Origin of the sequence: Actinacidiphila paucisporea, from assembly GCF_900142575.1 — a bacterium.
GTDB lineage: Bacteria > Actinomycetota > Actinomycetes > Streptomycetales > Streptomycetaceae > Actinacidiphila > Actinacidiphila paucisporea.
In genome coordinates this window covers 33,909-60,259 of sequence record NZ_FRBI01000004.1, presented here as the reverse complement: position 1 = coordinate 60,259, position 26,351 = coordinate 33,909, and the positions used below count along the sequence as shown (strand labels likewise).

Below are 26,351 nucleotides of genomic sequence, written 5' to 3'. Positions count from 1 at the left end.
CAAGTCCTTGCACTCAGCGAATTGCCGCATAACTCGCCTATTCGGGCAAGGGGTTCACTGATCGTTCGGAGGTCGACGGCAAGCCGGGACACCGCGAAACAGTAGAACCAATCTCGTTCACTTTCTTGACGTCTCAGCAACAGCGCCGTAATCATCGCAGCAACCAGAGAGCGCTCTCACCCGCACCCAGGAGACGCCGTGACCGGCAACCCCCCACAGCTGTCCAGACGCATACCCCGCTCGTTGATCTTCGCTTTCGTCGCGGCCGTGCTCGCGGCGTTCGCGCTCGCGGTCACCCAGAGCCAGGCCAAGGCCGCGGGCACCCTGCTCTCGCAGGGCAAGACCGCCACCGCCTCCTCCACGGAGAACGCCGGCACTCCCGCCTCGGCCGCCGTCGACGGCAACACCGGCACCCGCTGGTCGTCGGCGGCCGCCGACCCGCAGTGGCTGCAGGTCGACCTCGGCGCCACCGACACCGTCAGCTCGGTGACGCTGAACTGGGAGACCGCCTACGCCAAGGCCTACCAGATCCAGACCTCGGCCAACGGCACGACATGGACCACCGTCTACTCCACCACCACCTCGGCCGGTGGCAACGAGACACTTTCCGTAAACGGTTCCGGGCGCTATGTCCGGATCAACACGACCCAGCGCGCCACCCAGTACGGCGTCTCCCTCTGGGAGTTCCAGGTCTACGGCACCGCCGGCACCGGCAACTCGGCCTGCGGCACCACCAACGCGGCGCTGAACAAGACCGCCACCGCCTCCTCCACCGAGAACGCCGGCACCCCGGCCTCCTCCGCCGTGGACGGCAACAACGGCACCCGCTGGTCCTCGGCGGCCGCCGACCCGCAGTGGCTCCAGGTCGACCTCGGCTCGTCGCAGAACATCTGCGGCGTCCAGCTCGCCTGGGAGAACGCCTACGCCAAGGCCTACCAGATCCAGGTCTCGGCCGACGGCACCAACTGGACCACCGCGTACTCCACCACCACCGGACCCGGCGCCACCGAGCTGATCACGCTCACCGGCACCGGCCGCTACGTGCGGATGTACGGCACCCAGCGCGCCACCCAGTACGGCTACTCGCTGTGGGAGATCCAGGTCTTCACCGGCGGCAGCGGCACCAACGGCGGCGGCACCAACGGCGGTACGACGGGCGGCACCACCACGCCGCCCGGCAACGCGACCCTGCTGTCGTACAACAAGCCGGCCACCGCCTCGACGTACCAGGACGCCAACAGCTGCACCGGCTGCACCCCGGCCAAGGCCTTCGACGAGGACCCGGCGACCCGCTGGGCGACCAGTGACAGCAACGGCTGGGTGGACCCGGGCTGGATCGCGGTGGACCTCGGCGCGACCGCGCACGTCACCAAGGTCGTCCTGCAGTGGGACCCGGCCTACGCGACCGCCTACCAGATCCAGACCTCGGCCGACGGCACCAACTGGACGAGCATCTACTCCACCACCACGGGCAAGGGCTTCAAGGAGACCCTGACCGTGGACGGCAACGGCCGCTACGTGCGGATGTACGGCACCCAGCGCGCCACCCAGTACGGCTACTCGCTGTGGACCTTCGACGTCTACGGCACCGGCGGCAACCCCACCCCGCCGCCCGCCCTGCCGCCGAACCCGGGCAACCCCGAACACCTGGTGTGGAGCGACGAGTTCAACGGCGCCTCCGGCACCAAGCCGGACACCTCCAAGTGGACCCAGGACGTCGGCGGCGGCCAGAACGGCGAGCTGGAGTACTACACCAACGGCGACAACACCACCATGGACGGCAACGGCAACCTGGTCATCGAGGCCAGGAAGGAGAACGTCCAGGGCCACCAGTACACCTCGGGCCGGATCAACACCTCGGACCACTTCAACTTCACCTACGGCCACGCCGAGGCGCGGATCAAGGTGTCCGGCACGCAGGGCCTGTGGCCGGCGTTCTGGATGCTGGGGTCGAACTTCAAGACCGGCACGCCGTGGCCGAACTCCGGTGAGATCGACATCATGGAGCATGTCGGCAAGGTCGCGGACTCGGTCTACTCCACGCTGCACGCCCCTGCGTACAACGGTGGCAACGGCTACGGCTCCCCCTACACCGTGGCGGGCTCGGACTTCGCGAACGACTTCCACACCTACGCCGTGGACTGGGACTCCAGCCACATGACCTTCTCGGTCGACGGCCACGCCTTCTTCACCGCCGACAAGGCGACGGTGGAGTCCACCCGGGGCCCGTGGGTGTACGACCACCCGTTCTACATCATCCTCAACAACGCGGTGGGCGGCGACTGGCCCGGCGCACCGGACGCCACCTCGGTCTTCCCGCAGCGCATGCTGGTCGACTACGTGCGCGTCTCGCAGTAGCCCCACTCCCGGATGCCCGGGTCCCACGCAGCACGGGACCCGGGCATCCGGCCTTCCCCCCACACCAGCCCGGCGGCCCTGGGCCGCCGGTGAGAGAGGCGACCCCCCATGCTGCAAGCCTCGTTCGGCGCTCCCCCACCCCTTCGGCGACGGCGGCCGACCGCCGCCCAGACCCGGCTCGCCGCCCTCGTCGGCTTCGTCCTCGTCGTCGCGCTGGCCCTGGTGGCCACCCCCAGGGCCGCCCGCGCGGCCGGCCCGGTGCTGCTCTCCCAGGGCAAGCCGGCCATCGCGTCCTCCACCGAGAACGCCGGCACGCCCGCCTCCGCCGCGGTCGACGGCAACGACGCCACCCGCTGGTCCTCGGCGGCCGCCGACCCGCAGTGGCTCCAGGTCGACCTCGGCTCCTCGCAGCCCGTCACCCAGGTCGTCCTGCACTGGGAGGCTGCCTACGCCAAGTCCTTCCAGATCCAGGTCTCCGACAACGCCACCACCTGGACGGGCGTCTACTCCACCACCACGGCGACCGGCGGAAACCAGACGCTGAACGTCTCGGGCACCGGCCGCTACGTGCGCGTCTACGGGACCGCCCGCGCCACCCAGTACGGCTACTCGCTGTGGGAATTCCAGGTCTTCGGCGGCTCGGGCGGCACCACCACCGGCGGCACCACCGGCGGCACCACCGGCGGTGGCGGCACGCCGGGCACCTGCGGCAACTCCGGTGCGGCGACCGGCCGTCCGGCCACCGCGTCGTCCACCCAGGACGCGGGCACCTTCCCGGCGTCCGCGGCCTTCGACGGCAACAACGGCACCCGCTGGTCGTCGGCGGCCGCCGACCCGCAGTGGGTGCAGGTGGACCTCGGCTCCTCGCAGGACATCTGCGGGGTGACGCTGAACTGGGAGGCCGCCTACGGCACCGCCTACCAGATCCAGACCAGCGACAACGGCAGCACCTGGGCGACCGCGTACTCGACCGCGGCGGGCACCGGCGGCACCGAGACCCGCAACTTCACCGCGCACGCCCGCTATCTGCGGGTGTACGGCACCCAGCGCGCGACCCAGTGGGGCTACTCGCTGTGGGAGGTGCAGGTGCTCTCCCCCGGTGGCGGCCAGACCGAGCCGCCGGGCGGCGGTACCGGCGGTGACGGCGGCAACGGCGTCTGCCCGTGGGTGGGTTCGACCGCTCCGGTCGCCGACCGGGTGGCGCAGGTGCTGTCGCACATGACGCAGGCGCAGAAGCTCACCATGCTGCACGGCAACGGCGCCGCCCAGCCGTACATCGGCAACACCGACGCGATCCCGCCGCTGTGCATTCCGGCCATGGGCTTCCACGACGGTCCCAGCGGCGTCGGCGACGGCTTCGGCGGCGTCACGCAGCTGCCCGCCGCGGTGTCGTCCGCGGCGACCTGGGACACCGGCCTGCAGAAGCAGTACGGCACGGTCGCCGGCGCCGAGTTCGCCGGCAAGGGCGCGGATGTGGCGCTCGGCCCGACGATGAACATCGTGCGCGACCCGCGCTGGGGACGGGCGTTCGAGACGTACAGCGAGGACCCGTACCTGAGCGCCCAGATGGCCACCGCGAACATCCAGGGCATCCAGAGCCAGGGCGTGATGGCGCAGGCCAAGCACGTGGCGGTCTACAACCAGGAGACCAACCGCAACGGTCCCGCCGACAACGCGATCGTCGACCAGCGCACCCTGCACGAGATCTACCTGCCGGCCTTCCAGGCGGCGGTCAGCAAGGGCGCCTCGGCGTCGGTGATGTGCGCCTACTCCACCGTCAACGGGGTCTACGCGTGCCAGAATGCGGACCTGCTCAAGAAGGGCCTGTACCAGGAGGCCGGCTTCAACGGGTTCGTCACCAGCGACTGGGGCGGCGCGCACTCCACGGTGGACGCCGCCAACAACGGCATGACCGTCGAGATGCCGGGCGGCTACTTCTACGCCGACTTCCTGTCCCAGGCGCTCGCAAGCGGCCAGGTCAGCCAGGCGACGCTGGACACCATGGTCACCCGGGTGCTGACCCAGATGTTCAGCTTCGGCATCTTCGAGAAGCACAAGACCGGCAACCGCGACTCGGTGGTGACCAGCGCCGCCCACCAGGCCACCGCGCGGCAGGTCGCGGAGCAGGGCTCGGTGCTGCTGAAGAACAGCGGGGTGCTGCCGCTGTCGGGCGCGGCCGCCACCTCGATCGCGGTGATCGGCCCGGACGGCGGCGCCGGGGTCCGCAGCGTCGGCGGCGGCAGCGCCACCGCGACCAGTTCGGGTACGAAGGCGCCGATCGACGCCATCAAGGCCCGGGCGGGCGCGGGCGCCACGGTGACGTACAACGACGGCACCGACGTCAACGCGGCGGTGAACGCGGCCCGTTCGGCGAGCGTGGCCGTCGTCTGCGTCGGCTACGGCGAGAACGAGGGCACCGACCTGGGTGGCATCGACCTGTCCAGCGCGCAGAACCAGCTGGTCCAGCAGGTGGCGGCGGCCAACCCGAACACCGTCGTGGTGCTCAACACCGGCTCCGCGGTGACCATGCCGTGGCTCGGGCAGGTCAAGGGCGTCATCGAGGAGTGGTACGCGGGCCAGGAGGTCGGCACCTCCCTTGCCGCGCTGCTGTTCGGCGACGTCAACCCGTCGGGCAAGCTGCCGGTGACCTTCCCCGCCTCGCTGAACGACGTGCCCGCGCACACCGCGGCGCAGTGGCCGGGCAGCGGCAACGTGCAGTACAGCGAGGGCCTCAAGGTCGGCTACCGCTGGTACGACGCGCAGAACATCGCGCCGCTCTTCCCGTTCGGGTTCGGCCTGTCGTACACCACCTTCTCCTTCTCCGGTCTGCAGGTGGGCGCCCTGGACGGCAGCGGCAACGCGACGGTGAGCGCGACCGTCACCAACACCGGCACCCGGGCCGGCGCCGAGATCGCCCAGCTCTACGTCGGCGACCCGGCGTCCACGGGCGAACCCGCCAAGCAGCTCAAGGGCTTCCAGCGGGTGGACCTGCAGCCGGGCGCGAGTGCGAAGGTGACCTTCACGGTCAGCGCGCACGACCTGGCGTACTGGAACACCACGACGTCGGCCTGGACGACGCCGGCGGGCGCCTACCAGATCATGGTCGGCGACTCGTCGCGGAACCTTCCGCTGACCGGCACGCTCACCGTGGCCACCGCGATGAAAGCCGCGACGGTCGGCGCGTCGGCCACCGGCGCGTCGAGGGTCACCGTGGTCAACCCGCAGGGCATGAGCAGCCCGGCGGACACCTCGGTGCGGCTCGTGGTCGCGGTGAAGGCGACCGGCGGCGCCACCCCGGTCTTCAGCGCGACCGGGCTGCCGGCCGGGCTGGCCATCAGCCGGGACGGGGTGATCTCCGGTACGCCCGGCAGGGCAGGCACCAGCACGGTGAGCGTGACCGCCACGGACGGGAAGGGCGCGGCCGACACCGCGACCTTCGTCTGGACGGTCACCTGACGGTGCCGGGCTGAGGCCCGACGGGTCCCGGCCCCATCAATTCTGCCTCCCCACGGGTGAAGACGACTCCCCGTGGGGAGGCAGATGTACATGACAATGCGAGCGGGTTCAGCGGCCGTACCAGACGGTGGTGATGTTGCAGAACTCGCGGATGCCGTGCTGGGACAGCTCGCGGCCGTAGCCCGAGCGCTTGACGCCGCCGAAGGGCAGCGCCGGGTGCGAGGCGGTCATGCCGTTGAAGAACACCCCGCCCGCCTCCAGATCCCGCACGAACCGCCGCTGCTCGTCCTCGTCCGTGGTCCACACGTTGGAACTCAGCCCGAACGTCGAGTCGTTGGCCAGGGCGACCGCCGCGTCCAGGTCCGGTACGCGGTAGAGGGTGGCGACCGGGCCGAAGGCCTCCTCGCGGTGGATGCGCATCGCCGGGGTGACCCCGGTGAGCACGGTCGGCTCGTAGTACCAGCCCGGCGGCAGCGCCTTGGGCCGGCGGGCGCCGCACAACGCCTCAGCCCCCTGGGACAGCGCGTCCTCGACCAGCTCCTCCAGATCGGCCCTGCCCTGCTCGGTGGCCAGCGGGCCGACGTCGGTGGACGGTGTCGTCGGGTCGCCGACCCGCAGGGCGCTCATCGCGCGGGTGAAGCGCTCGGCGAAGGCGTCGTGGATGTCGGCGTGCACGATGAAGCGCTTGGCGGCGATACAGGACTGGCCGTTGTTCTGCACCCGGGCGGTCACCGCGACCTGCACCGCGCGGTCCAGGTCCGCGGCGGCCGAGGGCATCACCACGAAGGGGTCGCTGCCGCCCAGTTCGAGCACCGTCTTCTTCACCTCGTCGCCCGCCACCGAGGCCACCGCCCGGCCGGCGCCCTCGCTGCCGGTGAGGGTCGCCGCGGCCACCCGCGGGTCGCGCAGGATCTGCTCGATCGCGCCCGAGCCGACCAGCAGGGTCTGGAAGCAGCCCTCGGGGAAGCCGGCGCGATGGAACAGCTCGCCGAGGTAGAGCGCGGTCTGCGGGACGTTGGAGGCGTGCTTGAGCAGCCCGACGTTGCCCGCCATCAGCGCGGGCGCGGCGAACCTGACCACCTGCCAGAGCGGGAAGTTCCACGGCATCACCGCGAGCACCACGCCCACCGGCCGGTAGCGGACGTACGCCCGCACCGCGCCGCTGTCCTCGACGTCGGCGGGATCCGGGTGCTCGTCGGCGAGCAGGCCCTCGGCGCGGTCGGCGTACCAGCGCATCGACTTGGCGCACTTGGCGGCCTCCGCGCGGGCCGCGGCCAGCGTCTTGCCCATCTCCAGGGTCATGATGTGGGCGATGTCGTCCCGCTCCTTGTCGAGCAGGTCGGCGGCGGCCTTCATCAGCCGCGCCCGGGTCCCGAAGTCGGACTCCCGCCAACTGCGCGACGCGCTGTACGCAGCGGCGATCCGCTGCTCGACACCGTCCGCGTCGAGCGCGTCGAAGGTACGGACCGTCTCCCCGGTGGCGGGGTTCACGGTGGCGATCGGCATGCTGCTCCTCCTCGTGCCGCGGGCCGGCCGGGCGGGCGCGCGGGCCGGGCGCCCACGAGGCGCGGGTACCCGCGCCGGCCGTGTCCATGCGGCTGCGCCGCCATCCTGCCCTGCGCCGCCGCGCCGGGCGGCGGCGCGGCGCCCGCGCACCGGCGCACGGCACCCGCCCGGCTCAACCCGGCATCCGGACACGCCGCCGTCCGGGTGAATCCGCGCCCGGCGGCGCGCTGCCGGGAACCAGCTGACCTGCAGCGTTCATCCATTGGTAACGCCAGCCACATCAGCCACGGGTTCTACGCGCGCAGAATCGTTTACCGCACCCCACCCACCGCCCCCACATGGAGGTTGACGGATGCATGGTCCCCGTACGTCCCGTAGCAGGATCGCGCTCGGCGCGACCGCGGCACTAGGCGTGATCGCCCTGGCCGCGGCCGGCGTCGCCACCGGCAGCGCACAGGCCGCGCCGTCCGGTTCCGCCGCACCCGCCGCGACCGGCACGCACCGCGTGCTGTTCGACAACACCAAGGCGGAGACGGCCGGCAACGCCGACTGGATCATCAGCACCAGCCAGCCCGACCCGCTCGGCCAGGACTCCACGCCCAACGCGGAGACCGACTGGACCGGCGCGCTGTCCTCGTGGGGCGTCGCCCTGCAGAAGGCCGGCGGCTACAGCCTCAACACCCTTCCGTCCGGGCGGACCATCACCTACGGCAACAGCTCCAACGCCCAGGACCTGAGCAATTTCGACGCCTTCGTGCTGACCGAGCCCAACGTCAAGCTCAGCGCCGCGGAGAAGACCGCGGTGATGACCTTCGTGAAGAACGGCGGCGGGCTGTTCCTGATCTCCGACCACAACAACAGCGACCGCAACAACGACGGTTGCGACTCGCCGTGCGTGATCAACGACCTGCTGACCAGCAACGGCGTGGACAACACCGACCCGTTCGGCTTCTCCGTCGACCTGCTCGACATCAGCACCGACAACCCGCGGGCGATCAGCAGCGCCTCCGACCCGGTGCTGCACGGCCCGTTCGGTACGGTCACCGGCAGCATCCTGCGTGACGGCACCACCTTCACCCTCAAACCGGCCGACAACCCCAACGTCAAGGGCCTGCTGTACCACACCGGTTCGTCCGGCAACAGCGGCGCCTTCTTCGCCACCAGCACCTTCGGCAGCGGCCGGGTGGCCATCTGGGGCGACAGTTCGCCGGCGGACGACGGCACCGGCCAGTCGGGCAACACGCTCTTCGACGGCTGGAACGACCCGGCCGGCACCGACGCGGCACTCGCGCTCAACGCCACCGCCTGGCTCGCCGGTTCCGGCAGCACCACACCGCCCACCACCCCGCCGACCACATCCACCGGGGGCACCACCGGCGGTGGCGGCGGCTGCACCGCCCGCCAGCTGCTCGCCAACCCCGGCTTCGAGTCGGGCGCTTCCTCCTGGTCGGAGAGCAGCGGCGTGATCAGCAACGACAGCGGCGAGGCCGCGCACAGCGGCTCGTACAAGGCCTGGCTCGACGGCTACGGCACCGCGACCACCGACACGCTCTCCCAGCCGGTCGCCATCCCCTCCGGCTGCGCGGCCCAGTTGAGCTTCTGGCTGCACGTCGACACCGCGGAGACCGGCAGCACGGTGTACGACACCCTCAAGGCCCAGGTGCTGAACTCCTCGGGCACGGTGCTGAGCACGCTGGCGACGTACAGCAACGCCAACGCGGCGTCCGGCTTCACGCAGCGCTCGTTCGACCTGAGCGCCTATGCCGGGCAGACCGTCACGGTGAAATTCACCGGGACCGAGGGCTCCAAGCTGCAGACGTCCTTCGTCATCGACGACACGGCGGTCAACGTCAGCTGACCGGGGGCCTCCCGCCGGCCGGCCGACCGGCCGCCGGCGGGAGGCCGCAGGCCGGGGCCCGTCAGCCCAGCAGGCTGCGCTGGGCCGCGGGGCCGAACTCGCACCAGACGGCCTTGCCGTCGCCCCGCGGCTCGACGCCCCAATGGGTGGACAGCGCGTCGATCATCAGCAGCCCGCGCCCCGAGGTGGCGGCCTCGCCCGGGGAGCGGCGGCTCGGCCAGACGCTGGAGCGGTCCTGCACCGTCAGCCGGACCCGGCGGACCGGCTCGGGCAGCACCTCCAGGGTCATCACCGCACCGCCCTCGGTGTGCAGCAGCACGTTGACCAGCAGCTCGCCCGCGGCGACCTCCACGTCGTCGGCCAGCCCGGGCAGCTCCCACGCCTCCAGCGCCTGGCGCAGCGCGAGGCGGGCGTCGGCCAGGCCCTCAGGGTCGGCCTGGTGGACGTAGGAGTGCATGCGGGGTGCCCGCGGGGTGCCGGGATCGGGGTCGCGGCGCAGGATCAGCAGGGCCACGTCGTCCTGCGAGCCCCAGCGCTCCCAGAGGTTGTCCGCGAGGTGGTCGGCCAGCGCCTCGTGGTCGTCGGGGCCGTCGCGTACCGCCTCGGCCAGCGCCTCCATGCCGATGGTGATGTCCAGGCCGCGCTCCTCGACCAGCCCGTCGGTACAGAACACCAGGGTCTCGCCGGGCACCAGGTCGAGCCGGGTCTCGGGGAATTCCTGCAGGTTCAAGCTGGTGGCCAGGCCCAGCGGCAGACCGCCGCGCACGTTGGGCCAGCCGGTGCGGCCGTCGGTGTGCCGCACCAGCGGACCGAGGTGGCCGGCCCGGGCCGTGCGCACCGAGCCGCCGACGAGGTCAAGCTCCGCGTAGGCGCAGGTCGCGAAGCGCTCGGTGTCCAGCTCGGCGAGGAAGCGGGACGCCCTGGCCAGTACGGTCGACGGCGGGTGGCCCTCGGCGGCGTAGGCACGAAGCGCGATCCGCAGCTGGCCCATGACGGCCGCGGCGTGCGTGTCGTGCCCCTGGACGTCCCCGACGACCAGGCCCACCCGGTTCTGCGGAAGCGTCACCACGTCGTACCAGTCGCCGCCGACCTCCCGGCCGCTGGACGCCGCGTGGTAGCGGACCGCGACACCGGCGCCGGCGACCCGCGGTATGTCCCTGGGCAGCATCGCGGCCTGCAGGCCGGTGGCGACCTCCCGCTCCCGGTCGAAGAGGATCGCCCTCTGCAGTGACTGCGCCACGATGGCGGCGAGCGCCGCGCACAGCTCGCGGTGCGCGGGGGTCAGGACGTCCCCGGAGCGGTAGAAGAGCGCGAGGCCGCCGATGGAGCGCGCCTGGGCGACCAGCGGCAGGAAGGCGGCGGCGTGCACGTCCGGCATGGCCGCGACGTAGGTGCGCAGCGCCGGGAACCGCTCCACCAGCCCCGCGAGGGAGGTGGCGAAACTCGGCTGCTGGGTCACCACGGCCTCACCCAGCGGCAGCGATCCGTCCAGGCGGCGCGGCGGCAGCTCGCCCACGCCCCTGATCACGCTGCCGCTGGCCCCGACGAACCGCAGGTTGCCGCCCTCGATCAGCCCGAGCACCAGAGCGTCGGCGCCGAAGCGGTCCAGGCCGCCCGCGCCGGTCAGCACGGCGGCCACGTCCTCGACGGTCACCGCGCGGGACAGTGCCTCGATGGTCTGCCGGACGACCAGGGCGATGGCCTGCGGCTCGCGCGGCGGCGGCCCCGGCTGCATGTCGGGCGCCTGGGTCAGCTCGTCGGTGGCGTCCCTGACAATGCCGACGATGCGGTACGCGTTGCCCCGGGGGTCGCGCAGGATGGTGCCCTGCGTGTGGGTCCACTGCTTGGTGCCGTCCCTGCGGGTGATCCGGAAGTAGCCGCCGTAGCCGCGGTCGCCCGCTTGCAGCGCCCTCCTGAGCGCGTAGTCCAGCCGGGCGCCCTCCTCCGGCGAGATCCGCAGCACCAGCGACTCGGGGCGCGAGTCGTACTCCTCGGGGTCGAGGTCGAACACCTGGAGCCCGGCCGCGTCCAGCTCGAAGGTCTGGTCGTCGAGATGCCAGTCGAAGCTGCCCATGCCGTTCAGGGACAGCCGCTCCCCGGGGCCGATCTCCGCCTCGGGAGGCCGTCCCCGCTCCGGGACCGGGCCGACCCTGGGGTCGTAACCACGGCGGGCCGGCCGCTTGGGCACTGTCATGCACTCGCTCCGGGGGGTCGGACCTGCGGTCAACGGGCCGCTTCCGCGAGGCGGACCATCGGGACACCTTCGGCATGATGCACAGGCATGAGGACCATTATGCTCCGCTTTGCCCGATTATCCGCGTCCTCCGCGTCACCACGTCGTCCCTACCGCCCGCATCCGCATCACCCGCACGGGTCGGTGCGCGGCCGGTTCAGTGCGCGGCGGGTCGGCGACGGCGTACGGCGACCAGGCCGGTCGCGGCGACCAGGGCGCCGACGGCGACCACCTTGACCGAGCCCGGGCCGGTCACACCCCCGCCGAGCCCGGTGTGCACGGCGCCGGGCACGAGCCCGCCGCGCTCCTCGACGGCCAGCCGTACGGTGCCCTGCCCGGCGTCGCAGCCGAAGGTGACGTCGTAGCGCGCGCCGGGCCGGGCGTAGCGCCCGACGATGACGGCGGCACTCTGCCCGGTCCCGCCCGCCGGACCGAGGGCCACGGTGCCGAACAGGCCGGGGGCGGAGGCGGTGGCGGGGCCCGGGCAGCCGGTCGCCCGCAGGGTGACGGTGTCGCCGGGGGCGGCGGTGGCCGGGGCGGCGGTGAAGCCGGGGCCGCCGGACGCGGCCGCGGTGGCCGGGGCCGCCGGGGCCGCCGTGAGGGCGGCCAGGGCGAGGACGGCTGCGGATATGAGCCGAGCGCGCATACGGCACTCCCGTGCCGGGGGCGGTCCCGTGACCGCTCCAACGGCGCGGCCGGCACTTGCGGACATCCAACGGCGCCGCCGCCCGGCCCGCCCGCCGAAATCGCCCCGGGCGGGGCCGGCGGCAGGGTCGACTGCCTTACGGGCGGGCCGTGTTGGCCACGGCGGTACGCCCCCGGCCGGTGGGCCCGTTCGGGTGGCCCGCTCAGCCGGCTTCCGGCGCGCGGGTCGGCGCCAGCACGGCGAAGGCCACCGGACCCGTGACCGCGGCGGGCGGGAGCGCAGTTGCGGTGCCGGGCCGGGTTCACCCCCACGGGAGCGCGCGCGGGGCGCATGAGGGGGCGTGCGCCGCATGGGCACGCGAGGGTGGGGTACGCGAGGGGGCGAAAGACAAGCGATCTCTACGGAGTGTGCGATGACCAGTCCGTATCCTGACCCATTCCCGCCGGTGCCGCCGCCGGACGAGCCGGTGCCGGGGCCCCCGGTCCCGTCGCCCGAGCCCCATCCGGTCCCCGGCCCGGCGCCGGATCCCGTGCCGACCCCGCCTTCGCCGGTACCTCCCTCCCCCGAACCCACACCGGCACCCGCCCCGCCCCCGATCGACTCCGTGCGGCCCTGACCCAGGGGTGCCCCCCCGCGGGGTGGCTGGGCGGGCCGTTCTCCCCGGAGAACGGCCCGCCCAGCCACCCCGTTTTCGTATGCGCTTCCGATTCTTCCCCGATCGGAGTACAAATCGAAAATATGCCCGGACGTTCATCATTAAGGTTGATAATCAGCGCGCACCGCGGGCTTGACACCTGCCATCACCGCAGGTCGGAGCCCCACCTCTTCGGACGCCCCCAGGTGTAGGGGGCACCCTTCCTGATCACCTCCGCAAAATGGTCACAAGTCCTCCGCGAAGTGCTCCACCATGGTCCCCGGAAATACGGCCGGAAAAGGGCCGTTGTGCGTGGGAGTACGCCGATCTGGAATCGGGCTCCCGGGGGAGGAAATTCATGGGCAGAGCATTGCGCGCCGCATCCGTCGCTTCGGCGGCGGCACTGGTGGCACTGGCGGTCGCGCCGACAGCGGGGCACGCCGCGGTGCCGCCGCGGATCGATCTCAGGGTGCTGGTGGTGGACGACGGGGGTCCGGCGACCGCCGCCCTCACCTCCGAGCTGGACGGCGCGGGCACTCCGTACACCACGGTGGACCTCACCGCCGCGGGCCGGCCGGTGATCACCGCGGGCTTCCTGAGCGACACCGTGTCCGGGCGGCCGCGTGCGAAATTCCAGGCGGTGGTGCTGCCGAACGACAACCCCTTCGGTGCGGGCTCCGCGGAGATGACGGCGCTGGCGGCGTACGAGACGGCGTTCGGCATCAGGCAGGTGGACGCGTACACCTACGCGCAGCCCGCTGTCGGACTGGACTACGCGCAGAACGGCGGCTACATCGGCCGGCTGGACGGTATGCAGGGGCAGGTGACCGACCAGGGCGCGGCGGGTGACTTCGGATACCTCGGGGGGGCGGTGCCCTTCGAGGACAACGATCCCTACCAGTCGGAGAGTTACGGCTACCTGGCCACACCGCTGGCCACCCAGGCGGCCGGGGCGACCTTCACACCGCTGGTCGACGCCCCGATCCCGGGCAGCGCGCAGCGCGGTGTGCTGGTCGGGCAGTACGCACACGACGGGCGCACCGAGCTGGTGATCCCCTTCGTCTACAACCAGTACCAGCAGCAGTTCCGGCTGCTGGCCCGCGGCATCGTGGAGTGGATGACCCAGGGCATCCACCTGGGCGCCGACCGGAACTACTTCGAGGTGCAGGTCGACGATGTCTTCCTGGCCGACGACCGGTGGAACGCCGCCCTCAACTGCACACCGGGCGACGTGGACTGCCCGATCGGCACCGGCGAGGACTCCGACCCGATCCGGATGACGCCGGCGGACGCCGCCTATGCCGCACAGTGGTCGGCCGCGCACGGCTTCACCTTCGACTTCGTCTTCAACGGCGGCGGCAGCGAGGACTGGAAGTCCGACCACGCGACGACGTCCGACCCGTTGGTGACCCAGCTGATGGCGGACAAGAACAGCTACCGCTGGGTCAACCACACCTACCTGCACCCCTTCCTGGGCTGCGTGCAGGACGTCAGCGTCGTGCCGTGGCGCTGCCAGACCACTGCGAGCGGCGCCCCGCAGTGGGTGAGCAGGGCCGACATCACCGCCGCGGTCAAGGACAACCGCAGCTGGGCCTCGTCCCACGGGCTGACCCTGGACAACCAGGAGTTGGTGACCGGCGAGCACTCCGGCCTCAAGGTGCTGCCGCAGCAGCCCGCCGACAACCCCAACCTCGCGACCGCGCTGAGCGGGCTCGGCGTGACGGCCCTGGCGAGCGACAACTCCCGCGAGCCCGACCAGCGCCAGGTAGGCCCGGCGCTGACCGTGCCGCGCTTCCCGATGAACGTCTTCTACAACGCCGGCACGGCCCAGGAGGAGACCGACGAGTACAACTGGATCTACACCAACCTGGCGCAGGGCGGCAGCGGCGCCTGCGCGACCTCGGGCAACTCCACCTGCCTGATCGCCCCGTTGGACCCGGCGACCGGCTACGCGTCGTACATCGTGCCGCTGGAGGCGAGGATCGACCTCGGCCACGTCCTCGGCAACAACCCGCGCCCGCACTTCATGCACCAGTCGAACCTGGCCGAGGACAGGATCGCCTACCCGGTGCTGGAACGGGTGCTCGCCGGCTACGCGGGCCTCTTCGCGGCGAACACGCCCGCGGTGAGCCTGCGGACCGCGGACATCGCCACGGAGCTGCAGCGCAGAGCCGCCTGGAGCGCGGCCTGGAAGGGCGGCAAGGTCACCGCCTACCGCATCGGGGACACGGTCACCGTCAGCGCGCCGAGCGGTGTCCAGGTCGACGCCACCGCACCGGCCGGCACCCGGCAGGCGCAACTGCTCGGCACGACGGCCTTCGGCGGCGCGTACGCCGGCCGGCTGTCCGGCTGGGCCCAACCAGGCCTGCTCCAGGGGTCGGTCACGTTGACGCTGCCGGCCGCCGCGGTCCCCGCGGCGCCCGCGGCCGCCGCGCACACCCTGGCCGAACCCGCCGCCCCGGTCGGCCGGCTGCCGGTGCCCAAGGGCGTCGCCGACGCCGTGCCCGCGGGGCCCGCCGACAGCGCGCGGCAGTAACCCGCGGTACCGGCGCACGCGTGCGGGCGGGGCGGGTTCCGGTCCCGCCCGCGCCTCCGGACGTACGAGCCCTCGCCCGTCACCACCTTCGCCGTACCGGCCTGTCCAGGGGGGACACCACTTCATGCACGCAGTCTTCGGCGATCCGCCGTCGCGCATCGCGCAGGTGACGCTGCTGACCGAGGGGACGTATCCGCACGCCCCGGGCGGGGTCAGCGTGTGGTGCGACCAGCTCGTCCGCGCCCTGCCCGACGTCGACTTCCGGGTGACGGCCCTCACCGCGACCGGACTCGAACAGCCGGTATGGGAACTGCCGCCGCAGGTGCGGGCGTTGGAAGCCGTTCCGATGTGGGGCGGCACGCCGGACGGCCGGAAGCCGCGCGGCCGGGACCGGCGGGCCTTCCTCGGCGCCTGGGAGCGGCTGCTGACCGCGCTGCTGGCCGAAGGGAGCGGCGCCGACGAGCTGTTCGGCCCCGCGCTGTACGAACTCGCCGGCTGGGCGGACGCCGGGGTGCTGCCGGCCGGGCTGCGGTCGGAAGCGGCGGTACGCACCCTGGTCGGGCTGTGGCGGCGGCCGGGTACGGACGTGGCGGCGGCACGTCCCACCCAGCACGACGCGCTGACCGGCACGGACCTGCTGGAGCACGCCCTGCGCCCGCTCGCCGCCACGGCGCCGACCGGGGTGGCGCACGCGGTCAGCGGCGGCCTCGCCACCCTGCCCGGGCTGCTCGCGCACCACCGCGAGGAAGTGCCGCTGCTGCTCACCGAGCACGGCGTCTACCAGCGCGAGCGCTACCTCGGCAGCCGCACCGGCCCCCACCGCTGGCCGGTCAAGTCCCTGATACTGCACTTCTTCCGACTGCTGGCCCGCGAGGGCTACCGGCACAGCGCGCTGATCACCCCGGGCAACCGCTACAACCGCCGCTGGGAGGAGCACGGCGGCGCCGACGCCGACCGTATCCGTACCGTCTACAACGGGGTCGACCCCGGCGCCTTCCCGCCCGCGGGCCCTGAGCCCGAGGTGCCGACTCTGTCCTGGGCCGGGCGGATCGACCCGATCAAGGACCTGGAGACCCTCATCCGCGCGTTCGCACTGGTCCGCGAGGAGATACCGGCGGCGCGGCTGCGCATCTTCGGCGGCACGCCGCGCGGCGGCGAGGAATACCGGGCGCGGTGCGAGGCGCTGGCCGCGACCGTGGGCGCGGCCGACGCCGTCCGCTTCGAGGGCCGCGTCGACGACATCCGCACCGCCTACGCGGCCGGCCAGGTGGTGATGCTCTCCAGCATCAGCGAAGGCTTCCCCTTCACCCTGATCGAGGCGATGTCCTGCGGCCGCTGCACCGTCTCGACGGACGTCGGCGGCGTCCGCGAGGCCGTCGGCGACACGGGTCTCGTCGTCCCCCCGCGCGACCCGGCCGCCATGGCCGCGGCCACTGTCGCGCTCCTGCGCGACCCGGCCCGCCGCGCCTCCCTCGGCGAGGCGGCCCGGCTCCGGGTGATCGACCAGTTCACCCTGCGCCAGACCATCGACGCCTTCCGCACCATCTACACCGACCTGTCCCCGTCCGAACCCCGCACCGCCCAGCAGTACGGCGGCGTGACATGGACGTCCCGCGTCTGGCGCCCCACACCGACGGAGGGCACGGCATGACCATCCCCGCGATACCGACTCGGTCGGACGCCACCACCGGGCCGCGGACGGCCTCCTCCCGAGGCGACGGCTTCAACGGGCCTTGCCCGCAGGCCGAAGCGGGATTCGGGGGCGGGGCGGCTGCCTGCGCCGGGCCAGGGCGCGCCGCCAGGCCGGGGACGGCCGGCCACCGAGCTGGCGGCACCAAGGGGTTACGCCCGCACGCCGGTTCGCGCTTCGAGGGCGGGACGGCGTCACGCGCCCGGTCGGGCGACATCGGCGGGCCCCAGGCGATCTCCCTTCGAGGGAGCGCCCCCAACGGGGCACGCCCGCAGGCCGATGCGCGCCCGCGTGGTCCGCGCAATGCGACCGGGGCGGCGGCGCGCGCCCCGCGGGCAGGTGCCGAGGGGGCCTGGTCAGCGGCTGCTTCCCAGGCGGGGGAAGGGCGACCGCTCAGGCGTGGTCGGCGAAGTAAGGGCAGTGTGCAAGGTCCGGTTGGTGCCGGGGGTGGGGCATGAGTGGGCCGCTGCCTTTGGTCGAGGCGCCGTACGGGGTGGGGGATGGGGCGGCGGGGTCCGTCGTGCGGCTGCCGCAGGCGCGGGGGGTGGCGGCGTCAGGGGCCGTCGACCCGGTCGTGGAGCTGGCGGAGCGGCTGGCCGGGCCGTGCGCCGGTGCCGCGCACGCGGACGAGATCGCGGCGCTGCTGGAGTCGGAGGGCCTGACCGACGAGCAGATCACCGAACGCTACGGTCACCGCGACCTGTTCACGCTCGCCGAGGCGCTCTTCGCGCTGGTGCCGCGCGCCTATCCCGAGCCGGAGCCGGGCACCGACCCGTGGCAGACGGACGCCGGGCGCTGCGTCCTGCGCGGCCTGACCTTCGCCTTGCCGGGCGTCGCCTACGTCGTCGGCGGGCGCTGGGCGGACGGGCCCGGCGGGCCGTTCGGGCTGACCGCGGCGGTCGCGGGTTGGGCGGCGGCGGCCCTGTGCAGCTGGAGCTGGAACCAGGGGCTCGCGCACCGGGCCGGCCTGCTGCTGCTCGCGCAGCGCCCGCGGGCCGCCGCGCGCTGCCTGCTCACCGGCGGCGCCGCGGGCACCGTGCTGGCGACGGCCGCGGCCGTCGCCGTCACGGGCCTCGCCCGCCCGTCGGCCCCCGCCTTCGCCTTCGGCCAGGCCCTCTACATGGCGGCGGCCACCGTCCTGCTGGTCCTCAGCCGCGAGCGCTCCCTGCTCTACGTCCTGGTCCCGCTGACCGTCTCGGCCGCCTGCGGCGCGGGCGGCCTCCCCTCCCCCGCGGTCGCCGCGCTGCTCACGGCGACGGTCGCCGCCGCCACGGCGGCGGCGGTCATCACGGCCCTGCGCCCGGCCGGCACTGGCCGCACCCCGATCCGCCGCGCCTTGGCCGACCGGCTGCGCACCCGCCGCGCACCGACCGATGCCAGCCCGCCCGGCGCGCGCTCGCTCGCGACCCGACGGCGAAGGCGCGGCGACGCGCCCCGTACAGCCCGGCGCACCCCGCGGGAGGGCGCTACCCCCGCCGCAAGCGAGACTGCCGCGGTCACCACGCCCCTCCACCCGGCCGGCACCAACCGCACCTTGGCCGACCGGCTACTACGCGGCCGCCGCGCGCCGGCCGGTGACGGCCCGCCCCGCAAGGCGACCCGGCTGCGAAGGCGCGGCGGCCCGCCCAGCGCCGCCCCGCACGGCGCGCCCACGCGAGTACCCCTGCGGCGGTCCGTGCCGTTGGCCGTCGGGGGGCTCGCCGCCGGGGGGATGGTGCTCGCCGCCGCGTTGGCCGGGGAGTTCGTCGCGGCGCTCACCGTGAGCATGGGGGTGGCCGAGTGGCTGCTCTTCCGGCTGCGGAGCCGGAGTCTGGTGGCCTTGCGGCGGACCGGGGTCGCCGACCGGCTGCTGCGGCGGTCGTGGCCGGTGCTGGCGCGGTGCCTGGGGGCCTACGCGGCCGCGCTGGCGGCGCTGGCAGGCGTCGAGTCGGCGGCCTTGCCGGGGGCGGCGGCGTGGGACGCCCCGCATCTGGGGGTGCTGCTCGCGCTGGGCTGCATGTTGTGGCTCGCGCTGCTGCTCCAGTCGTGCGGGCGGCCCTGGACGGCGGCCGCCGTGCTCTGCGCGGCGACGGGCACCGCCGTGCCGCTGCTGGCGGCGCACACCGGCTCGCCCGGCACCGTCATCGGTCTCGCCGGCGCGGGCGCGGCCGCCGTCCTGCTCGCCGCGGCGACCACCGTCACGGCCCGGGTGACCACCCACCGCTGAACCGCACCCACGTCAACCCACCTTTCCCCACGAGGAGATCATCCGTGTCCACCGCAACTGCCGTCGCCGTCACCGGCGCCGAGGGCTTCATCGGCTCGCACCTGGTCGAGGCGCTGGTCGCCTCGGGCCGCCGGGTGCGCGCGATGGTGCAGTACAACTCCTTCTCGTCGCACGGCTGGCTGGAGCTGCTGCCGTCGGAGGTGATGGACTGCGTGGACGTCGTCCTGGGCGACGTCCGCGACTCCGGTTCCGTGCGCGACCTGGTCGCGGACTGCGACACCGTCTACCACCTGGCCGCGCTGATCGCGATCCCGTACTCGTACCGCGCACCGCGCAGCTACGTCGACACCAATGTCAGCGGCACCCTCAACGTCCTCGAGGCGGTGCGTGAGTCGGGCATCCCGCGCATGGTGCACACCTCGACCAGCGAGACGTACGGCACCGCGCGGACCGTACCGATCACCGAGGACCACCCGATCGTGACGCAGTCGCCGTACGCGGCGTCCAAGGCCGGCGGGGACCGGCTCGCGGACAGCTACCACGCCAGTTTCGGCACCCCCGTGGTGACGCTGCGGCCGTTCAACACCTTCGGGCCGCGGCAGTCGATGCGGGCGGTGATCCCGACGGTGATCGGGCAGGTCGCCGCGGGCGAGCGGAAGGTCACGCTGGGCGACCTGCGACCCACCAGGGACTTCACCTACGTCAAGGACACCGCGGCCGCCTTCCTCGCGGTGGGGACCGCACCGGCCGAGCGGGTGGTGGGTCGGACCTTCAACGCGGGCACGGGCGGCGAGATCTCGGTCGGCGACCTGGTGCGGCTGATCGGCACCCTGATGGACGCCGATCTCGCGGTCCTGGAGGACCCGCAGCGGCTGCGCCCGGCCGGCTCCGAGGTGATGCGGCTGGTGTGCGACGCGGCCCGGCTGCGCGAGGCGACCGGCTGGGCGCCGGCGCACGGGCTGGAGGACGGCCTCGCCCGCACCATCGACTTCTTCCGCGACCCCGCGCACCTGGCCCGCTACAAGACCGCCTCGTACAACGTCTGATGCCCTGTCACTGCGATCTCAGGACCTGATATCACCATGAACGCACCGCTTCTGGGGGAACCCGCCATGCACGCTGTCATCCTCGCGGGCGGCAAGGGCGTACGGCTGCGGCCGTACACCACCGCACTGCCCAAACCGCTGGTGCCGATCGGCGACAGCCACGCGATCCTGGAGATCGTGCTCAGACAGCTGGCCTCGGCCGGTTTCCGCCGCTGCACGATCGCCATCGGGCACCTGGGGAACATCATCCGCGCCTATGTGGGCGACGGTTCGCAGTGGGGGCTCGACGTCGACTACGCGACCGAGGACAACCCGCTGGGCACGATGGGCCCGTTGCTGACCATGCGTGATCAACTGCCCGAGCACTTCCTCGTGATGAACGGTGACGTGCTCACCGACCTGGACTTCGGCGAACTGCTGCGCGGGCACCGCGGATCCGGCTCGCCGCTGACGATCGCCACCTACCGGCGCACCGTCAGCATCGACTTCGGAGTGCTCACCACGGACGAGGGGCAGGTGGTGGGCTTCACCGAGAAGCCGAGCATGGACTACCGGGTCTCCATGGGCGTCTACGGGGTCTCCCGCAGCACGCTGTCCGACTACACCCCGGGCCTGCCGCTGGGCTTCGACGAGGTGGTGCTCGACCTGCTGGCCGCCAACCGCCCGCCCCGCGCGCACGACTTCGGCGGCTACTGGCTGGACATCGGCCGGCCCGACGACTACGACCGGGCCAACGCCGAGTTCAGCAGCCTGCGCGGGTCGCTGCTCAAGGGGGCGTGAGCGGCGCATGAGCAGGATTCTGGTGCTGGGCGGCCCGGGCTTCCTCGGCGGCCCGGTGACCGCGCGGCTCGGCGAGACGCCGGGGGCGACCGTGCTGCACGGCGGGCGGCCGGCCTCCGGCCGGCGGCGGGCGCCCGACCTGCCCGTCGACCTCGGCACGGTGCCGGTGGACGTGCTGGCGGGCGGACTCGCGGGGCTCGGACCCGACGTGGTCGTCAACTGCGCCGGGCTCACGGCCGGTCCGGCGAGCGCGCTGGCGGCGGTCAACGCGCGGGGGGCCGCGGCGCTGTGCGAGGCGATGGCGGCGGCGGTGCCCGCGGCCCGGCTGGTGCACTTGGGTTCGGCGGCCGAGTACGGCCCGGGGGTGCCCGGGACGGCGCTCAGCGAGTCGGCCGCGGCCCGGCCCACCGGCGTCTACGGCGCCACGAAGCTGGCGGGCACCTTCGCGGTGGCCTCTTCCGGGCTCGACGCGGTGGTGCTGCGGGTCTTCAACCCGGTCGGTGCAGGCGCCCCCGGGTCCGGTCTTCCGGGGCGGCTGGCCGCGGCCTTCCGCGGCGCGGCGCCGGACGGGGCGGTCACCACCGGCGACCTGGGCGCGTACCGTGACTTCGTGGACGTGAAAGACGTGGCGGAAGCGGTGGCCCGGGCCGCGACCGCCGCCGGGCCGCTCCCGCCGGTGCTCAACGTCGGCTCGGGACAGGCCACCGCGGTACGCGACCTGGCCGCGGAACTGGCCGGGCTGTGCGGCTTCACCGGCCGGATCGAGGAGTCGGGCGCGGGGTCGGAGCGCTCGGCGGCGGTCTCCTGGGTCCGGGCGGACATCTCCCTGGCCGCGGCCGCGCTGGGCTGGCGGCCGATCCGCACCCTGCACGACGCGCTGGCGGCGCTGTGCCGTGCCCCCGCATCGCCCGCCGGCGCCCCGGCGTGACGGCCGCACCGGCGGGCGTGCCGCCGCGCCCCCGGGGGCCGTACGCGACCGATCCCCTACCGCGGCCGGTGGCGGCGACGGGCGCGCCCGCCCGGTCGCTGCTGGTGCCGCTGTACGTGCATCCCGCCGTCGACCCGGGGGCGTGGCGGGCGCTGGAGCGGGCGGCGGAGCGGCTCTACGGAGTGGTCGTCAACGTCGCCGACGGGCCGGGGCGCGGCGGTCCCGACGCCATGATCGCCGGGGCGGCGGGACGGCTGCGGGCCGCAGGGGTACGGCTGTTCGGCTACGTGGACACCGACTACGCGACCCGGCCCGCCCAGGAGGTCGAGCGCGATGTGCGGTGGCACCGGGAGTGGTACGGGGTGTGCGGGGTGTTCCTCGACCGGGCCGCGGCGGGACGCGACCGGCTGCCGTACTACCGGCGGGTGGTGTCGGCCGCCCGGCGCGGCGGCGCGCGGACCGCGGTGCTGAACCCGGGGGTTCATCCGGACCCGGGTTACGCGGCGGTGGGCGACCTGCTGGTGACGTACGAGGGCAACTGGACGGACTACGCCGCGGCGACCGTCCCCGGCTGGACGGCCGCCCATCCCCCGGACCGCTTCTGCCACCTGGTCTACGGCGTGCCCGGCACCGCGGCCGCGCGGGCGGTGGCGCGTACGGCCGCGGGTCGGGGCGCGGCGGTCCACTGCGCGGTGCCTGGCGGCCCGCCGAACCCCTGGCAGCACGTCCCGGCGGGCGCCGCGTGACCGGCCGCGCGGTCCGGGCCACCGGTGGCGCCATCGGCACCGGCACCGCCACCGGCACTGGCCTGGCGATTCGCGCCGCCCGCCGGCTCGGGTCCGTCGTCGCGGGCATGCTGCTGCTCGCGGCGGCCGGCTGTTCCGCCTCCGGCGGCCACGACGACGGCCGGCCGGCGGCGGGCCGCCCCGCGGCACCGTCCGCACCGGCGTCCGCGCCCCCGACGCGGCCCGCGGCGCCGCCTGCGTCCGCGCCCGGGTCGAAACGGGTGACGCGGCGCTGGCAGCCGCGGCCGGGGGTCGCCTGGCAGTGGCAGCTCAGCGGCACCGTCGACACGTCCGTCGACGTACCCGTCTACGACATCGACGGGTTCGAGAACGACGCCTCCGTCGTCGCGCGGCTGCACGGCGACGGACGGCGGGTGATCTGCTACGTCAACGCGGGTGCGTGGGAGTCCTTCCGGGCGGACGCGAAGGCCTTCCCGGCCGCCCTGCTGGGCCGCGGAGACGGCTGGGACGGCGAGCGCTGGCTGGACATCCGCGCGCTGGACCGGCTGCGGCCGCTGATGGCGGCCCGGTTCGACATGTGCCGCGCCAAGGGCTTCGACGCGGTCGAACCCGATCTGCTGGAGGGCTACGCCAACACCACCGGCTTCCCGCTGACGGCCGCCGACCAGGTGGCGTACAACCGCATGATCGCCGGGCTCGCCCACGCGCGCGGGCTCGCCGTCGGGCTCAAGAACGACCTCGGCCAGGTGCGCGAGCTGCTGCCGGACTTCGACTTCTCGGTCGACGAGCAGTGCGCGCAGTACGACGAGTGCGGGAAGCTGTCGCCCTTCGTGGCGGCGGGCAAGCCGGTCTTCCACGTCGAGTACGAGCTGAAGCCCGCCCAGTTCTGCCCCGAGGTGCGGAGGTTGGGCTTCAGCTCGATGCGCAAGCACCTGGTGCTCGACGCCTGGCGCGAGGCCTGCTGACCGCTCCTCAGATCAGCCGCCACAGGTGGTCGGCCGTGCCGTTGTCGGTCCACTGGGTGACCTGGGCGCCGTCGGCCTGCGACATGCCGGAGACGGCGAGCACCTTGCCCGAGCGGACGTTGACGATCTTCGACCAGCCGTCACCGTTGTCGGTGATGCGCCACAGGTGGTCGGGGGTGCCGTTGTCCTGGTACTGCTGGACGTGGGCGCCGTCGTCGGTGCTCTGGTCGTGGACGGCGAGCACCTTGCCGCTGTTGCGGTTGGCGATGCGCACGGTGCCGTCGCCGTTGTCGAGCAGGGTCCACACGTGGTCGGCGGTGCCGTTGTCGGCGTACTGCGTGACCTCGGCGGTGTCGGCCAGCGACATGCCGGAGACGGCGAGCACCTTGCCGCTGTTGCGGTTCTGGATGCGGTGCCAGCTCACCGTGGACGCGGCGGGCCGCAGCAGCAGGGCGAACATCCCGCCGACCACGGGCCGGTCCTGGAAGCCGCGTTGGGCGCCGCTGGCGACGACGTACCAGTCGCTGAACGGGACGCGCTGCGGCGAGGTGTTCGCGAAGTCATAGACGCCGTTGACGAGCCGGTCGCGGATCGGGCCGTGGTCGGCGAGCCAGGCGGCGGTCCACAGCTCCCAGTCGCCCTTGGTGTAGTCGTTGCGCGGGTCGAGCACGACGCCGTAGGCGCCGGCCTGCGCGGAGTACCAGCCGGCCTCGCGGGCGGCGGTGCCGGTGGGGACCAGGTCGAGGCCGAGCAGGCGGTCGGGGAAGCCGTTGTACTTCAGGCTCCAGGTGCCGTCCTGGTCGTAGGCGAGCTTGAGGTGGGCGCCGGAGGAGTCCTCGGCCAGTGACGTCCAGCGGCTGACGTAGCTGCGGGCCAGGGTGCGGTAGTGGGCGGCGTCGGCGGTGTTGCCGTTCGCGGCGGCGACGACGCTCATGGCGCCGATGCCGACGATGCCCTTGAGCGCGAGGTTGGCGCTGTGCGCGATGAAGCCGGTGAAGTCGTCGGTCTGGTTCTGGAAGCCGGGGTCGAGGGCGTTGGCGGCGAGGTATTCGGCCCACCGGCGCAGCGTCGGGTAGTGCGCGGCGGCGAAGGCGGCGGCCTCGGTCGCGGGCAGCCGCTGGAGGAGGGCGGCGGCCATGATGAGCATGTTCGCGGACTCCTCGACCGGCATGTCCTCCTCGTTGCCGTCGTTGTGGCCGGTCGCGTTCGGGTAGCCGGAGCCGAGGTCGTGCTCGGCGAACTCCTTGGGCCAGCCGCCGTGTTCGGGGTAGTCCAGCAGCGGTTCGAGCAGCAGCCGCAGATAGCCGGGCGAGAGGTAGAGGTAGGCGGGGAAGGCCGGGTAGGTGACGTCGACGGTCGACATGTTGCCGTCGGAGGAGATCTCCTTCAGGAAGGCCCAGGGCGAGCCGCCCCGGTCGACCAGTTCGGTGCCCGCCACGGCCTGGCGCAGCGCGAGGGCGCAGACGGCGGCGTAGTGGTCGCCGGTGGCGCCGCCGCCCGCCGCGGCGGCCGCGTCGCCGCGGATGCGCTGGTCGAGCGCGGTGGCCGCGGCCAGCGCGGCGGCGTGGTCGGCGTCGAACCAGCCGACCATGTCGGTCCAGGACTCCCAGTAGTGCGTCCACCAGGGCTGGAGCTGGGCGCCGAGGTAAGTGACCGCGGGGGTGCGGACGTGCCCGAGGGTGACGGTGAACTCGGGGGAGGCGGTGCCCGGGTTGACGGTGCCGAAGTCGCGGTTGAGGCCGAGTACCGGCCAGCGGTCGCTGATGGCGCGGGGTTTGGCGCTGTCGACCGAGCCGTCGAGCCGCCCGCCGCCCGCGGAGGCGGCCCGGACGACGGTGTCCTGGCCGATCTGCGCGGTGAGCCCGGCGCCGCTGGGCGCGGCCAGCACCAGCCGGCCCCAGGACGCCTGGTCGCCGTGCTCCTGGAGCACGCCGGGGGTGGCGGGCTGCGCGCTGAGCACGGTCATCCGGCCTGCCTGCTGGAGGTCCCAGGTGATGGGCGTGGCATTGTCGCCGTGCACCCACTCCCCCGACACGTCGATGTGGACGTCGACGGCGTGGGCGCGGCCGTCGGCGCTCGCGGCCTGCACGGTGACGTAGCTGAGCGGCACCGACTGGCGTTGCAGATTGCCGAGGTCGACCGGGGAGAAGAAGGTGACGGTCAGGGTGACGCCGCCGCCGGTGAGGGTGTAGACGGAGCGGGTCGCGGTCAGTTGCAGTGACACCTGCTGCATGGCGGTCAGCGCGGGTCCCGCGGGCAGGGCGGGGGCGCCGGCGAAGACGTAGGCGGCGCCGTCGATCCTGGCCAGGCCGCACAGCGCGGTGACATGGCCGTTCCAGAAGGTGGGCCAGGTGCCGGCCAGGTTGTCGGCGGGCAGCCAGGTCGACAGGTACATCGAGCGGACGGCGAGCGGCACGGCGGGCGGACGCAGCGGGCCGAAGGTGCTCGCGGCCGGGGCGAGGCCGGGGGCGGCGGCCTGTGCGCGGGCCGGGGCGGCGGTGAGGGTGAAGAAGCCGCCGGTGGCGGCGGCCGCGGTCAGCGCGCCGCTCCACTTGAGCAGGTCGCGGCGCCCGGTTTGGGGCGTGCGGGAGTCGTCGGAAGTCACGGGGATCCGTCCTCGGGAAGGGGTGGGGGGCGCGAGGGGCGGGGCGGGATCGCCAGGGGCGGGCGCGGGGAGCCGCGGAGCCCGGCCGGTCAGAGGAACTGCCACAGGTGGTCGGCGGTGCCGTTGTCGTCGTACTGCACGACATGCGCGCTGTTCGC

At 73.5% G+C, this 26,351-nt stretch carries 15 protein-coding genes; 11 read left to right on the top strand and 4 right to left on the bottom strand.

Annotation, left to right across the window (positions count from 1 at the left end; all coding sequences use genetic code 11):
• Positions 1 to 267: 267 nt before the first annotated feature.
• Positions 268 to 2,358 carry a discoidin domain-containing protein gene (locus tag BUE44_RS08265; RefSeq protein WP_073496159.1) on the top strand — a complete coding sequence of 697 codons (2,091 nt, stop codon included), beginning with the start codon at positions 268 to 270 and terminating at the stop codon, positions 2,356 to 2,358.
• A 108-nt stretch (positions 2,359 to 2,466) separates the two neighbouring features.
• Positions 2,467 to 5,814, top strand: a complete 3,348-nt coding sequence (locus BUE44_RS08260) for a glycoside hydrolase family 3 C-terminal domain-containing protein (RefSeq protein ID WP_079189583.1) — start codon at positions 2,467 to 2,469, stop codon at positions 5,812 to 5,814.
• 108 nt (positions 5,815 to 5,922) lie between these two features.
• Here the strand turns inward: BUE44_RS08260 and BUE44_RS08255 are convergent, their stop codons facing one another.
• Positions 5,923 to 7,320 (bottom strand): NADP-dependent succinic semialdehyde dehydrogenase, encoded by a 1,398-nt coding sequence (locus BUE44_RS08255; RefSeq protein ID WP_073495584.1) that lies wholly within the window; start codon positions 7,318 to 7,320, stop codon positions 5,923 to 5,925.
• A 352-nt stretch (positions 7,321 to 7,672) separates the two neighbouring features.
• Between BUE44_RS08255 and BUE44_RS08250 the strand changes: the two genes are divergently transcribed.
• Positions 7,673 to 9,178 carry a M6 family metallopeptidase gene (locus BUE44_RS08250; RefSeq protein WP_073495581.1) on the top strand — a complete coding sequence of 502 codons (1,506 nt, stop codon included), beginning with the start codon at positions 7,673 to 7,675 and terminating at the stop codon, positions 9,176 to 9,178.
• A gap of 61 nt (positions 9,179 to 9,239) precedes the next feature.
• Here the strand turns inward: BUE44_RS08250 and BUE44_RS08245 are convergent, their stop codons facing one another.
• Positions 9,240 to 11,372, bottom strand: a complete 2,133-nt coding sequence (locus BUE44_RS08245) for a SpoIIE family protein phosphatase (RefSeq protein WP_079189582.1) — start codon at positions 11,370 to 11,372, stop codon at positions 9,240 to 9,242.
• Between the two features lie 196 nt (positions 11,373 to 11,568).
• Positions 11,569 to 12,057, bottom strand: coding sequence for a hypothetical protein (locus BUE44_RS08240; RefSeq protein ID WP_073495578.1), 489 nt, complete (start codon positions 12,055 to 12,057; stop codon positions 11,569 to 11,571).
• 992 nt (positions 12,058 to 13,049) lie between these two features.
• Between BUE44_RS08240 and BUE44_RS08230 the strand changes: the two genes are divergently transcribed.
• From BUE44_RS08230 to BUE44_RS08195, 8 genes are all read left to right on the top strand, one after another.
• Entirely contained in the window at positions 13,050 to 15,227 is a 2,178-nt protein-coding gene (locus BUE44_RS08230) for a hypothetical protein (protein WP_073495571.1), read from the top strand.
• Positions 15,228 to 15,351: 124 nt separating this feature from the next.
• The gene (pelF, locus tag BUE44_RS08225; RefSeq protein WP_079189581.1) at positions 15,352 to 16,878 is read left to right on the top strand and encodes a GT4 family glycosyltransferase PelF; all 1,527 of its coding nucleotides are present in this window, start codon (positions 15,352 to 15,354) and stop codon (positions 16,876 to 16,878) included.
• 493 nt (positions 16,879 to 17,371) lie between these two features.
• A complete protein-coding gene (locus BUE44_RS08220; protein WP_143172489.1) occupies positions 17,372 to 19,123 on the top strand; it encodes a hypothetical protein in 1,752 nt (583 codons plus the stop codon).
• A gap of 44 nt (positions 19,124 to 19,167) precedes the next feature.
• On the top strand, positions 19,168 to 20,169 hold the full coding sequence (locus tag BUE44_RS08215; protein ID WP_073495565.1) for an SDR family NAD(P)-dependent oxidoreductase: 1,002 nt from the start codon (positions 19,168 to 19,170) through the stop codon (positions 20,167 to 20,169).
• 66 nt (positions 20,170 to 20,235) lie between these two features.
• A complete protein-coding gene (locus BUE44_RS08210; protein ID WP_073496156.1) occupies positions 20,236 to 20,949 on the top strand; it encodes a nucleotidyltransferase family protein in 714 nt (237 codons plus the stop codon).
• Positions 20,950 to 20,956: 7 nt separating this feature from the next.
• Complete coding sequence (locus BUE44_RS08205; RefSeq protein ID WP_073495562.1) at positions 20,957 to 21,877, top strand: NAD-dependent epimerase/dehydratase family protein; 921 nt, start codon at positions 20,957 to 20,959, stop codon at positions 21,875 to 21,877.
• 68 nt (positions 21,878 to 21,945) lie between these two features.
• On the top strand, positions 21,946 to 22,623 hold the full coding sequence (locus tag BUE44_RS08200; RefSeq protein ID WP_073496155.1) for a spherulation-specific family 4 protein: 678 nt from the start codon (positions 21,946 to 21,948) through the stop codon (positions 22,621 to 22,623).
• Positions 22,624 to 22,730: 107 nt separating this feature from the next.
• Positions 22,731 to 23,588: an endo alpha-1,4 polygalactosaminidase gene (locus BUE44_RS08195; RefSeq protein ID WP_073496154.1), complete on the top strand. Its 858-nt coding sequence runs from the start codon at positions 22,731 to 22,733 to the stop codon at positions 23,586 to 23,588.
• 7 nt (positions 23,589 to 23,595) lie between these two features.
• Here BUE44_RS08195 and BUE44_RS08190 read toward each other — a convergent pair whose 3' ends face one another.
• A complete protein-coding gene (locus BUE44_RS08190) occupies positions 23,596 to 26,193 on the bottom strand; it encodes a glutaminase domain-containing protein (RefSeq protein WP_073495559.1) in 2,598 nt (865 codons plus the stop codon).
• Positions 26,194 to 26,351: the final 158 nt, after the last annotated feature.

Coding starts and splice junctions, on each gene's coding strand:
- BUE44_RS08260 (WP_079189583.1), top strand. CDS start 2,467: ATGCTGCAAGCCTCGTTCGGCGCTCCCCCACCCCTTCGGCGACGGCGG.
- BUE44_RS08255 (WP_073495584.1), bottom strand. CDS start 7,320: ATGCCGATCGCCACCGTGAACCCCGCCACCGGGGAGACGGTCCGTACC.
- BUE44_RS08250 (WP_073495581.1), top strand. CDS start 7,673: ATGCATGGTCCCCGTACGTCCCGTAGCAGGATCGCGCTCGGCGCGACC.
- BUE44_RS08245 (WP_079189582.1), bottom strand. CDS start 11,372: ATGACAGTGCCCAAGCGGCCGGCCCGCCGTGGTTACGACCCCAGGGTC.
- BUE44_RS08240 (WP_073495578.1), bottom strand. CDS start 12,057: ATGCGCGCTCGGCTCATATCCGCAGCCGTCCTCGCCCTGGCCGCCCTC.
- BUE44_RS08230 (WP_073495571.1), top strand. CDS start 13,050: ATGGGCAGAGCATTGCGCGCCGCATCCGTCGCTTCGGCGGCGGCACTG.
- pelF (WP_079189581.1), top strand. CDS start 15,352: ATGCACGCAGTCTTCGGCGATCCGCCGTCGCGCATCGCGCAGGTGACG.
- BUE44_RS08220 (WP_143172489.1), top strand. CDS start 17,372: ATGAGTGGGCCGCTGCCTTTGGTCGAGGCGCCGTACGGGGTGGGGGAT.
- BUE44_RS08210 (WP_073496156.1), top strand. CDS start 20,236: ATGCACGCTGTCATCCTCGCGGGCGGCAAGGGCGTACGGCTGCGGCCG.
- BUE44_RS08205 (WP_073495562.1), top strand. CDS start 20,957: ATGAGCAGGATTCTGGTGCTGGGCGGCCCGGGCTTCCTCGGCGGCCCG.
- BUE44_RS08195 (WP_073496154.1), top strand. CDS start 22,731: ATGCTGCTGCTCGCGGCGGCCGGCTGTTCCGCCTCCGGCGGCCACGAC.